Source organism: Streptomyces sp. CB02366, assembly GCF_001905905.1.
GTDB lineage: Bacteria > Actinomycetota > Actinomycetes > Streptomycetales > Streptomycetaceae > Streptomyces.
In genome coordinates this window covers 863,816-876,156 of record NZ_LIVT01000001.1, presented here as the reverse complement: position 1 = coordinate 876,156, position 12,341 = coordinate 863,816, and the positions used below count along the sequence as shown (strand labels likewise).

At 67.5% G+C, this 12,341-nt stretch carries 7 protein-coding genes; 4 read left to right on the top strand and 3 right to left on the bottom strand.

All coding sequences use genetic code 11. From position 1 onward, the window contains the following. Positions 1-181 precede the first annotated feature (181 nt). The 4 genes from rplJ (at position 182) to AMK24_RS03810 (ending at position 9,336) form a co-directional block, all read left to right on the top strand. The gene (rplJ, locus tag AMK24_RS03830) at positions 182-739 is read left to right on the top strand and encodes a 50S ribosomal protein L10 (RefSeq protein ID WP_073764908.1); all 558 of its coding nucleotides are present in this window, start codon (positions 182-184) and stop codon (positions 737-739) included. An 84-nt stretch (positions 740-823) separates the two neighbouring features. Continuing rightward, positions 824-1,207: a 50S ribosomal protein L7/L12 gene (rplL, locus tag AMK24_RS03825; RefSeq protein ID WP_003966996.1), complete on the top strand. Its 384-nt coding sequence runs from the start codon at positions 824-826 to the stop codon at positions 1,205-1,207. Between the two features lie 645 nt (positions 1,208-1,852). Continuing rightward, positions 1,853-5,338 (top strand): DNA-directed RNA polymerase subunit beta, encoded by a 3,486-nt coding sequence (rpoB, locus tag AMK24_RS03815; protein WP_073764906.1) that lies wholly within the window; start codon positions 1,853-1,855, stop codon positions 5,336-5,338. Between the two features lie 98 nt (positions 5,339-5,436). Further along, positions 5,437-9,336 (top strand): DNA-directed RNA polymerase subunit beta', encoded by a 3,900-nt coding sequence (locus tag AMK24_RS03810; RefSeq protein ID WP_073764904.1) that lies wholly within the window; start codon positions 5,437-5,439, stop codon positions 9,334-9,336. An 89-nt stretch (positions 9,337-9,425) separates the two neighbouring features. Here the strand turns inward: AMK24_RS03810 and AMK24_RS03805 are convergent, their stop codons facing one another. The 3 genes from AMK24_RS03805 to AMK24_RS03795 are packed head-to-tail and all read right to left on the bottom strand — an operon-like array spanning position 9,426 to position 12,330. Further along, positions 9,426-10,448, bottom strand: coding sequence for a M48 family metalloprotease (locus AMK24_RS03805; protein ID WP_073764902.1), 1,023 nt, complete (start codon positions 10,446-10,448; stop codon positions 9,426-9,428). 23 nt (positions 10,449-10,471) lie between these two features. Beyond that, the gene (locus AMK24_RS03800) at positions 10,472-10,996 is read right to left on the bottom strand and encodes a Pycsar system effector family protein (protein WP_073764900.1); all 525 of its coding nucleotides are present in this window, start codon (positions 10,994-10,996) and stop codon (positions 10,472-10,474) included. Beyond that, complete coding sequence (locus AMK24_RS03795) at positions 10,993-12,330, bottom strand: hypothetical protein (RefSeq protein ID WP_143203686.1); 1,338 nt, start codon at positions 12,328-12,330, stop codon at positions 10,993-10,995. The genes AMK24_RS03800 and AMK24_RS03795 overlap by 4 nt, the downstream gene beginning before the upstream one ends. Positions 12,331-12,341 lie beyond the last annotated feature (11 nt).

Below are 12,341 nucleotides of genomic sequence, written 5' to 3'. Positions count from 1 at the left end.
CCGTGCCTCGACAGAGGAAGGTGACCGAAGGTTCCGCTAGACCGGACGACCTGCGCAGGTGACTGTGGAACGCTCCCGGACTCTGTTCGGTCGAGCTGCGCCCTGGCACTTGTGCTGGGGCGTTTCGTCTTTCCCGGCCCCTTCTGAGCGGTCCTCATCACCCGGAAGGAGGCCGACGCTCATGGCAAGGCCCGACAAGGCTGCCGCGGTAGCCGAGCTGACGGACCAGTTCCGCAGCTCGAATGCCGCCGTGCTGACCGAGTACCGGGGTCTCACCGTGGCACAGCTCAAGGAGCTGCGCCGTTCGCTCGGTGAGAACGCCCAGTACGCCGTGGTGAAGAACACGCTGACCAAGATTGCGGCCAACGAGGCCGGGATCGACGCGCTGGACGACCTGTTCACGGGTCCGACGGCGGTTGCCTTCGTCACCGGTGACCCGGTGGAGTCGGCGAAGGGTCTTCGTGACTTCGCCAAGGACAACCCCAACCTCATCATCAAGGGCGGTGTCCTCGATGGCAGGGCGCTGTCCGCCGATGAGATCAAGAAGCTCGCGGACCTCGAGTCCCGCGAGGTTCTGCTCTCCAAGCTGGCCGGTGCTTTCAAGGGCAAGCAGACGCAGGCGGCGCAGGTCTTCCAGGCCCTGCCGTCGAAGTTCGTCCGCACCGCGGAAGCCCTTCGCGCCAAGAAGGAAGAGCAGGGCGGTGCCGGTACTCCGGCTCCCGCCGAGGCCGCCGAGTAATCACGCTCAGCGGTCCAGCGGGCTCCACGTACGCCCGCCGACATATACATCCGGCACCTGCCGAATAGTGGAAGGACGCCTGTCATGGCGAAGCTGTCCCAGGACGACCTGCTCGCGCAGTTCGAAGAGATGACCCTCATCGAGCTCTCCGAGTTCGTGAAGGCCTTCGAGGAGAAGTTCGACGTCACCGCCGCCGCGGCCGTCGCCGTCGCCGGCCCCGCCGCGGGCGGCGCCCCGGCCGAGGCCGAGGCCGAGCAGGACGAGTTCGACGTCATCCTCACCGGCGCCGGCGAGAAGAAGATCCAGGTCATCAAGGTCGTGCGTGAGCTGACCTCGCTGGGTCTGAAGGAGGCCAAGGACCTCGTCGACGGCACCCCGAAGCCGGTCCTCGAGAAGGTCGCCAAGGAGGCCGCCGAGAAGGCTGCCGAGTCCCTCAAGGCCGCCGGCGCTTCCGTCGAGGTCAAGTAACACCTCGGGAGTCCTCCGGGCTCCCCGGGCGCCTCGGGCGCCCACTCCGGGCCCCTCGGGGCCCGCGTCGAGGGCGATCACCCATCCGGGTGGTCGCCCTTCGGCGTGCCCGGGGCGGTCGCCTTGCTCTTCCGACGACGACGAGTAGGGTGATCTTCGCCGTGCGCCTCTCGCGGACGCCTGGCGGGGGCCTCGCGGGCCTCCTGGGGGTGGCTGGTGAAGACTCCTGGCGTGCCCGATCGGACCGGCGGGCCTTGACGAACCGGACGCGGCGCGCAATTCTCAGGACGCGTCCTCACTTCGATCCGCATCCGAGGCATGGATCGTGAGTGAAGAGGGAAGTAAAGAAGCGCGCACCCCGCGCGTGGGTGAGGGCTAGACATAGGTGTTGAGAACAGCTGTTGAGAGCAACGTGGGTCTCTGAGAACCCCGACTGGACATCAGTGTGCCGCTTGGCTACACTGACCCTTTGCGCTGCCTGTTAGCTGCCTCCTGCCCGTCACCAGGGGCATGCCCACGCTGAAGCACCGATGACCGACCCCCTCCGACCTGGTCGTTTGCGACCGATTCGGAACGGTCTGTCTATGTGTACAGGGTGGGACCGGTACGCGCGTAGTGAGTCCGAGCCCTCGGAAGGACCCCCTCTTGGCCGCCTCGCGCAACGCCTCGACCGCGAATACGAACAACGGTGCCAGCACCGCCCCGCTGCGCATCTCTTTTGCAAAGATCAAGGAGCCCCTCGAGGTTCCGAACCTCCTCGCGCTGCAGACCGAGAGCTTTGACTGGCTCCTCGGCAACGCCGCCTGGAAGGCTCGCGTCGAGGCTGCTCTGGACAGTGGACAAGACGTCCCCACCAAGTCCGGCCTGGAGGAGATCTTCGAGGAGATCTCTCCGATCGAGGACTTCTCCGGGTCGATGTCGCTTACGTTCCGCGACCACCGCTTCGAGCCCCCGAAGAACTCGATCGACGAGTGCAAGGAGCGCGACTTCACGTACGCGGCCCCGCTCTTCGTCACAGCCGAGTTCACCAACAACGAGACCGGCGAGATCAAGTCCCAGACGGTCTTCATGGGCGACTTCCCGCTCATGACCAACAAGGGCACCTTCGTCATCAACGGCACCGAGCGTGTCGTCGTGTCGCAGCTGGTCCGCTCGCCGGGTGTCTACTTCGACTCCTCCATCGACAAGACGTCCGACAAGGACATCTTCTCCGCCAAGATCATCCCCTCCCGGGGCGCCTGGCTGGAGATGGAGATCGACAAGCGCGACATGGTCGGTGTCCGCATCGACCGCAAGCGCAAGCAGTCCGTCACCGTCCTCCTGAAGGCTCTCGGCTGGACCACCGAGCAGATCCTGGAGGAGTTCGGCGAGTACGAGTCCATGCGCGCCACCCTGGAGAAGGACCACACCCAGGGCCAAGACGACGCGCTGCTCGACATCTACCGCAAGCTGCGCCCGGGCGAGCCGCCCACGCGCGAGGCCGCCCAGACGCTGCTCGAGAACCTCTACTTCAACCCGAAGCGCTACGACCTCGCGAAGGTCGGCCGCTACAAGGTGAACAAGAAGCTCGGCGCCGACGAGCCGCTGGACGCCGGGGTGCTCACCACCGACGACGTCATCGCGACCATCAAGTACCTGGTCAAGCTGCACGCCGGCGAGACCGAGACGATCGGCGAGTCCGGCCGGGAGATCGTCGTCGAGACCGACGACATCGACCACTTCGGCAACCGTCGTCTGCGCAACGTCGGCGAGCTCATCCAGAACCAGGTCCGCACGGGCCTGGCGCGGATGGAGCGCGTCGTGCGCGAGCGCATGACCACCCAGGACGTCGAGGCGATCACGCCGCAGACCCTGATCAACATCCGGCCGGTCGTCGCCTCCATCAAGGAGTTCTTCGGCACCAGCCAGCTGTCGCAGTTCATGGACCAGAACAACCCGCTGTCGGGTCTCACCCACAAGCGCCGCCTGTCGGCGCTCGGCCCGGGTGGTCTCTCCCGTGAGCGGGCGGGCTTCGAGGTCCGAGACGTGCACCCGTCCCACTACGGACGCATGTGCCCGATCGAGACCCCCGAAGGCCCGAACATCGGTCTGATCGGTTCGCTCGCCTCGTACGGCCGCGTCAACGCGTTCGGCTTCATCGAGACGCCGTACCGCAAGGTCGTCGACGGCCAGGTCACCGACGACGTCGACTACATCACCGCCGACGAGGAGGACCGCTTCGTCATCGCCCAGGCGAACGCGACCCTCAACGACGAGCTGCGCTTCACCGAGCCGCGCGTCCTGGTCCGCCGTCGTGGCGGAGAGGTCGACTACGTGCCCGGCACGGACGTCGACTACATGGACGTCTCGCCGCGCCAGATGGTGTCCGTCGCCACCGCGATGATCCCCTTCCTGGAGCACGACGACGCCAACCGTGCCCTCATGGGCGCGAACATGATGCGTCAGGCGGTGCCGCTGATTAAGTCGGAGGCCCCGCTCGTCGGCACCGGCATGGAGTACCGCTGCGCCACCGACGCCGGCGACGTGCTCAAGGCGGAGAAGGACGGTGTGGTCCAGGAGGTCTCCGCGGACTACATCACCGTCACGAACGACGACGGCACGTACACCACGTACCGCATCGCCAAGTTCATGCGCTCCAACCAGGGCACCTCGGTCAACCAGAAGGTCGTCGTCTCCGAGGGCGACCGGATCGTGGCCGACCAGGTGCTCGCCGACGGACCGGCCACCGAGAACGGTGAGATGGCCCTCGGCAAGAACCTGCTCGTGGCGTTCATGCCGTGGGAGGGTCACAACTACGAGGACGCGATCATCCTGTCGCAGCGCCTCGTGCAGGACGACGTCCTCTCCTCGATCCACATCGAGGAGCACGAGGTCGACGCCCGTGACACCAAGCTCGGCCCCGAGGAGATCACCCGGGACATCCCGAACGTCTCCGAGGAGGTCCTCGCCGACCTCGACGAGCGCGGCATCATCCGCATCGGCGCCGAGGTCGTCGCCGGCGACATCCTCGTCGGCAAGGTCACGCCCAAGGGCGAGACCGAGCTGACCCCCGAGGAGCGCCTGCTCCGCGCGATCTTCGGTGAGAAGGCGCGCGAGGTGCGCGACACCTCGCTGAAGGTGCCGCACGGTGAGATCGGCAAGGTCATCGGCGTCCGCGTCTTCGACCGCGAAGAGGGCGACGAGCTGCCGCCGGGCGTGAACCAGCTGGTCCGCGTCTACGTCGCGCAGAAGCGCAAGATCACCGACGGTGACAAGCTCGCCGGCCGTCACGGCAACAAGGGCGTCATCTCCAAGATCCTGCCGATCGAGGACATGCCGTTCCTGGAGGACGGCACCCCGGTCGACATCATCCTCAACCCGCTGGGCGTCCCGTCCCGAATGAACCCGGGACAGGTCCTGGAGATCCACCTCGGCTGGCTCGCCAGCCGCGGCTGGGACGTCTCCGGCCTCGGTGACGAGTGGGCCCAGCGCCTGCAGGCCATCGGCGCCGACCAGGTCGCCCCCGGCACCAACGTCGCCACGCCCGTCTTCGACGGTGCGCGCGAGGACGAGATCACCGGCCTCTTCCAGGCCACGATCCCCAACCGCGACGGCGACCGGCTGGTCCAGCCCTCCGGCAAGGCCCAGCTCTACGACGGCCGCTCCGGCGAGCCGTTCCCGGACCCGGTCTCGGTCGGGTACATGTACATCCTCAAGCTGCACCACCTGGTCGACGACAAGCTCCACGCGCGCTCGACCGGCCCGTACTCGATGATCACCCAGCAGCCGCTGGGTGGTAAGGCGCAGTTCGGTGGTCAGCGCTTCGGTGAGATGGAGGTGTGGGCCCTTGAGGCTTACGGCGCCGCATACGCCCTCCAGGAGCTCCTGACGATCAAGTCCGACGACGTGACCGGCCGCGTGAAGGTCTACGAGGCCATCGTCAAGGGCGAAAACATCCCCGAGCCCGGCATTCCCGAGTCCTTCAAGGTGCTCATCAAGGAAATGCAGTCGCTCTGCCTCAACGTGGAGGTGCTGTCCTCGGACGGCATGTCCATCGAGATGCGCGACACGGACGAGGACGTCTTCCGTGCGGCGGAGGAGCTCGGTATCGACCTGTCCCGGCGCGAGCCGAGCAGCGTCGAAGAGGTCTGACGGGCCGGCCGGCCGCCTCGCTCCGAGGCGGCCGGCCCTCCCCGGACCCGTTCAGACCATTGATTGAGACGAGACCCCGAAAGAGGGATTGACGACAAGTGCTCGACGTCAACTTCTTCGACGAGCTGCGGATCGGCCTTGCCACCGCGGACGACATCCGGACCTGGTCGCACGGCGAAGTCAAGAAGCCGGAGACCATCAACTACCGCACGCTCAAGCCCGAGAAGGACGGACTCTTCTGCGAGAAGATCTTCGGTCCGACGCGGGACTGGGAGTGCTACTGCGGCAAGTACAAGCGTGTCCGCTTCAAGGGCATCATCTGCGAGCGCTGCGGCGTCGAGGTCACTCGCGCCAAGGTGCGTCGTGAGCGGATGGGCCACATCGAGCTTGCCGCTCCCGTCACCCACATCTGGTACTTCAAGGGCGTTCCCTCGCGCCTGGGCTACCTGCTGGACCTCGCGCCGAAGGACCTGGAGAAGGTCATCTACTTCGCCGCGTACATGATCACGTACGTGGACGAGGAGCGTCGTACCCGCGACCTGCCCTCGCTGGAGGCCCACGTCTCCGTCGAGCGTCAGCAGACGGAGAACCGCCGCGACGCCGACCTGGAAGCCCGCGCCAAGAAGCTCGAGACCGACCTGGCCGAGCTGGAGGCCGAGGGCGCCAAGGCCGACGTGCGCCGCAAGGTGCGCGAGGGCGCCGAGCGTGAGATGAAGCAGCTGCGCGACCGTGCGCAGCGCGAGATCGACCGCCTCGACGAGGTGTGGAGCCGCTTCAAGAACCTCAAGGTCCAGGACCTGGAGGGCGACGAGCTGCTCTACCGCGAGCTGCGTGACCGCTTCGGCACGTACTTCGACGGCTGCATGGGCGCCGCGGCGCTGCAGAAGCGCCTGGAGTCCTTCGACCTCGACGAGGAGGCCGAGCGCCTCCGCGAGATCATCCGCACCGGCAAGGGCCAGAAGAAGACCCGTGCGCTCAAGCGCCTCAAGGTCGTCTCCGCGTTCCTGCAGACCAGCAACAAGCCCAAGGGCATGGTGCTCGACTGCGTGCCGGTCATCCCGCCGGACCTGCGTCCGATGGTGCAGCTGGACGGTGGCCGCTTCGCGACCTCCGACCTGAACGACCTGTACCGCCGCGTGATCAACCGCAACAACCGCCTGAAGCGCCTTCTCGACCTCGGTGCGCCCGAGATCATCGTGAACAACGAGAAGCGCATGCTCCAGGAGGCCGTCGACGCGCTGTTCGACAACGGCCGCCGCGGTCGCCCGGTCACCGGTCCCGGCAACCGCCCCCTGAAGTCCCTCAGCGACATGCTGAAGGGCAAGCAGGGCCGCTTCCGCCAGAACCTCCTCGGCAAGCGCGTGGACTACTCCGCGCGTTCCGTGATCGTGGTCGGCCCGCAGCTCAAGCTGCACCAGTGCGGTCTGCCGAAGGCGATGGCGCTGGAGCTGTTCAAGCCGTTCGTGATGAAGCGCCTGGTGGACCTGAACCACGCGCAGAACATCAAGTCGGCCAAGCGCATGGTCGAGCGTGGCCGCACCGTCGTGTACGACGTCCTCGAAGAGGTCATCGCCGAGCACCCGGTGCTGCTGAACCGCGCGCCCACCCTGCACCGCCTCGGCATCCAGGCCTTCGAGCCGCAGCTGGTCGAGGGCAAGGCCATCCAGATCCACCCGCTCGTCTGCACCGCGTTCAACGCGGACTTCGACGGTGACCAGATGGCCGTGCACCTGCCGCTCTCCGCGGAGGCGCAGGCCGAGGCCCGCATCCTGATGCTGTCCTCGAACAACATCCTGAAGCCGGCCGACGGCCGTCCCGTCACCATGCCGACCCAGGACATGGTGCTGGGCCTCTTCTTCCTCACCACGGACGACGAGGGCCGCAACGTCAAGGGCACGGACCGCGCGTTCGGCTCCACGGCCGAGGCCACCATGGCCTTCGACGCCCGCGAGCTGTCGCTCCAGGCGAAGGTCGACATCCGCTTCCCGGTCGGCACCATGCCGCCGCGTGGCTGGGTGCCGCCGGTCGCCGAGGAGGGCGAGCCGGAGTACCAGCCCGGCGACTCCTTCCGGCTGCGGACCACCCTGGGCCGCGCGCTCTTCAACGAGCTGCTGCCCGAGGACTACCCGTTCGTCGACTACTCGGTGGGCAAGAAGCAGCTCTCCGAGATCGTCAACGACCTGGCCGAGCGCTACCCCAAGGTCATCGTGGCGGCGACGCTCGACAACCTGAAGGCGGCGGGCTTCCACTGGGCGACCCGTTCGGGCGTCACCGTGGCCATCTCCGACGTCGTCGTGCCCGAGGCCAAGAAGGCCATCGTCAAGGGCTACGAGGAGCAGGACGAGAAGGTCCAGAAGCAGTACGAGCGCGGTCTGATCACCAAGGACGAGCGCACGCAGGAGCTCATCGCGATCTGGACCAAGGCGACCAACGAGGTCGCCGAGGCGATGAACGAGAACTTCCCCAAGACGAACCCCATCTTCATGATGGTTGACTCGGGCGCCCGAGGAAACATGATGCAGATGCGGCAGATCGCCGGTATGCGCGGTCTGGTGTCGAACGCGAAGAACGAGACCATCCCGCGTCCGATCAAGGCGTCCTTCCGCGAGGGCCTCACCGTTCTGGAGTACTTCATCTCCACGCACGGCGCCCGTAAGGGTCTGGCGGACACCGCCCTGCGTACCGCCGACTCGGGTTACCTGACCCGTCGTCTGGTGGACGTCTCGCAGGACGTGATCATCCGCGAGGAGGACTGCGGCACCGACCGCGGCCTCAAGCTGAAGATCGCGGTCAAGGGCGCCGACGGCGTGCTCCGCAAGACGGAGGACGTCGAGACCTCGGTCTACGCCCGCATGCTCGCCGAGGACGTCGTGGTGGACGGCAAGGTCATCGCGCCTGCCAACGTCGACCTCGGTGACGTCCTGATCGACGCCCTGGTGGGCGCCGGCGTCGAGGAGGTCAAGACCCGCTCGGTCCTGACCTGCGAGTCCGCGGTCGGCACCTGTGCCTTCTGCTACGGGCGCTCGCTCGCCACCGGCAAGCTGGTCGACATCGGTGAGGCGGTCGGCATCATCGCCGCCCAGTCCATCGGTGAGCCCGGCACCCAGCTGACGATGCGTACCTTCCACACCGGTGGTGTGGCCGGTGACGACATCACCCAGGGTCTGCCCCGTGTCGTCGAGCTCTTCGAGGCCCGTACGCCGAAGGGTGTCGCCCCGATCTCCGAGGCCAAGGGCCGCGTGCGGATCGAGGAGACCGAGAAGACCAAGAAGATCGTCGTCACCCCGGACGACGGCAGCGACGAGACGGCGTTCCCGATCTCGAAGCGCGCCCGTCTGCTCGTGGGCGAGGGCGACCCGGTCGAGGTGGGCCAGAAGCTCACCGTCGGCGCCACCAACCCGCACGACGTGCTGCGCATCCTCGGCCAGCGTGCGGTCCAGGTCCACCTGGTCGGCGAAGTCCAGAAGGTCTACAACTCGCAGGGCGTGTCGATCCACGACAAGCACATCGAGATCATCATCCGGCAGATGCTCCGCCGCGTGACGATCATCGAGTCCGGCGACGCGGAGCTGCTTCCGGGCGAGCTGGTCGAGCGGTCGAAGTTCGAGACCGAGAACCGTCGTGTGGTCACCGAGGGCGGTCACCCCGCCTCCGGCCGTCCGCAGCTGATGGGTATCACCAAGGCCTCGCTCGCCACCGAGTCGTGGCTGTCGGCGGCGTCCTTCCAGGAGACGACCAGGGTCCTCACCGACGCGGCGATCAACGCCAAGTCGGACTCCCTGATCGGCCTCAAGGAGAACGTCATCATCGGTAAGCTCATCCCGGCCGGTACGGGTCTCTCCCGCTACCGCAACATCCGGGTCGAGCCGACCGAGGAGGCCAAGGCCGCGATGTACTCGGCCGTCGGCTACGACGACATCGACTACTCGCCGTTCGGCACCGGCTCCGGCCAGGCCGTCCCGCTGGAGGACTACGACTACGGTCCGTACAACCAGTAAGCGAGTGGCTTTCGCTTGACCGACCGGAGGGCGGTCACCCCGTGCACAACGGGGTGGCCGCCCTCCGGCGTGGGCGGGACTGTCCGGGATCAGCGCGGCGGCTCCGTATAGCGGCGCAGGTGGTGCAGGCGGGTTGCGAGGTCGGGGTGAGAGTCCAACAGGTGCGTCAGCGGCCGTCTCCGACCTCTCCTTCGCCCGTATACGCCCTGTGCAGACGGGCAGGGGAGCGGTCTCTCCGAGTTCTCCCCAGCCTGGAGAGCTTCCATCAGCATGGGCGCGAAGCCCAGCGACGCCGCGTGTCGGTCCGCCCGCAACTCCGCGCGCCGGTTGAGGGCAGCCATCGCGTAAGGCAGGGCAAGCAGGGGAAACGGAAGGGCGAGCAGGACGGTGGCGGAGCCGAACACCATGATCGTAAGACCGGCGATGAGGACGAGCGGGACGATGCAGGAGCGACGTCGAGCGGCGACGAGCGCGCCCACGAGTAACCGCCGTCCAACCCGGCAGACGACCCGGCCGGGCAGGGCATACCAGTACCCCAGCAGTCCTGACCAGCTGTGTCCGCCGGTGTGGTGGCCGAGTTCGTGGGCAAGCACGGCGGCGAGCTGGGCGCTCGGCAGTTGTTCCACGGCATACCGGGTGACGCCGACGATGTGGCCTGCGGCTGCGTACGCGTTGAGCTCGTCGCTGTCCTCGACCCACAGGCGGTAGCGGCGACCCTCGACGCCCGCGCGTCCGGTCACTTCGCGCCAGATCGGTTCGAGGCGGGAGAATTCGCCGGGAAGCGGATAGCGCAGCCTCAGCACCCGCCGGGCGAACAGGTTCTCCGTGGGGCGATGGAAGACCAGGGCCCCCGAAACGAGCCACACGAACATAGGGATGCAGAGGGGCAGCCCCCACGCGAGTTCCAACAGCCAGGCTGCCAGAGCTACGGACGCCAAGCTGAGCAGGAAGTTCGGCAGGTACAGGGCGAGCCGCCCCAGCGCGGTGGCATCCACTCGGCGCTGCCGGGCGGAGAGGTATACCCGGTTGCCCGGTGAGTGACGGTAGTCGAGATCATCGAATTCGGGATGCCGTGCGCCGAGGGGCGACGGTTCGGGCGGGTGCTCGGGCATGTTCCTCCTCGGGTGTGGTGACGTCAGCCGATGGCCACGGCAGTGGGAAGCAGCAGTGCGGCGAGGCAGAAGGCGACGAGCCCTGCCCGTATCCACTGGTGTTTGCGCGCCGCGATGCGGCTGGTCTCCGTGAGTGCGGCCAGGAGCGAGGTCATCGGCAGACGCTCCGTGGTCGCGAGGGCTTCCGGGAGCTGGTTCTGCCGCACGGCGCGCTGGATGTCGCCGAAGTAGGTCAAAGGTGAGCCCGGCGTCCAGTCGCTGACGCGGTAGCGAGGCAGCACTGCCATCAGCAGGCACAGCAGAGCCGCGGTCAGCACGGCTGTACCCGTCCACCACAGGCAGGCGCCGACGCGCGACAGATCGTTCGGCGTCCAGTCCCGGCCGACCAGGACGCCGCTGATGACGCCCCCACTCATGCCGAGGGCGGCGACCACCACGGCTGCTTTGCTGTCGGCACGGGCGATCTCGGCTCGAAGATCCGCCAGGAGGCGAGCAGCGGTCTCGACACCGGGGGTGGGCCCGGTAAGCGGTGAAGGCGAGGTGCTCATCGTCGGTCCTCCTCCGGGAGGTTCTCCTCGGCGGGTGCCACTCCGGACACCTCGCCCTGGCCGGGCGACCGCACCGGAGCGGTTTCGGCCGAGCGGGAGGGCTCGGCTGGGCCGGTGAGAGAACCGGGCGGCGGCTGCCAGTCGGGGAACATACCGGCGGTGGCGTCCGGAGCGCCGACATCACAGACCCTGGATTTGGGGGAGCCGGCGGTGGGTTCCGCCCTCTGCTGGGGCAGGTCCGCCGGGACGCCCGACACGGGCGGCAGGGTCATGCCGGGCCCCTGCCCGGCCGTCGCCCCCGGCAGCTGCTGGTTGAGGATGTCGTTCAGGGCCCGCAGCGCGAGCTCCTTGGGGCCCTCGAGTTCGTAGCTCTCCGCATCGTCCCCGCCGAGCAGTTTGGCGACCATGTCCGCCTTGGCGCGGATTATGTTCACCTGGTCCTCACGCAGGCTCTGAATGACCAGGCGTAAATCCTCCGGACGCTCGGCCAGATGCAGGGCCCAGGCGCGGACACCGCCCTGCTCCAACTGCTTCCGGTAGAAGTCGATCTTCGCCGATTCCCCCTCGCGGAGTTCCGTCTGCCACTGTTGCTGCCGTAGGAGCACGTCCTGCCGGAGCTGTCCGTAGGCGAGCGCTCGCTCGGTCTCCAGTTCGTCCCGTCGTCGCACCCGACGGTCCGTCTCGGCGTCCTCGGTCATGCCGAGTTGCTCGCGGTGGATTCGCTCGTCTGCCGCGTGACCGATGCCCTGCATGCGGCGCTGGTGCTCGATACTGTCCCGGTCCCGGTGCAGTCGCAGCGTCCACGTCACGATGAGACCCGCGGCCGCACCGAGCCGTAGCCGGGCCCGCACCGCCCGGAGCACCGCGTCCTCGGCCTCCGCGCTGTCGGTCACGCGGAAGCCGCGCGTCACCGATCGCGCCGCCTGCTCCAGTTCACTCCCCAGCAGGCGTGGTACGTCGCGGATGCCGGAGGCGACGAACACCGCCGGGTCGCCTACCTGCCAAGTCAGCTCCACAGCCGCCTCGAACTGCAGGGCGTCGTTGTCACTCGGCAGGGCCAACTTCAGACGGAGCGGATGAACACCCATGTCCACCTCGTGCACCGCGGTGTAGCGCCGTCTGACGGCTTCCCTGCGCGAGGGCCGCAGGGGCGGCAGGCAGGTGATGTACGTACCGGCGGGGGTGGAGAAGACGAGGGCGTGATCGATGCGGGTGAGCCCGCGGGGAACGAAGCCCAGGCGGGAGAGCTTCCGCACGGTCAGCACCGGGTCCTTCAGGACCGAGTGGCGGTGGGGCGGCTGCATCCATTCGGGTGGCCGTGGGAAAGGGGTCATATTACGGATCT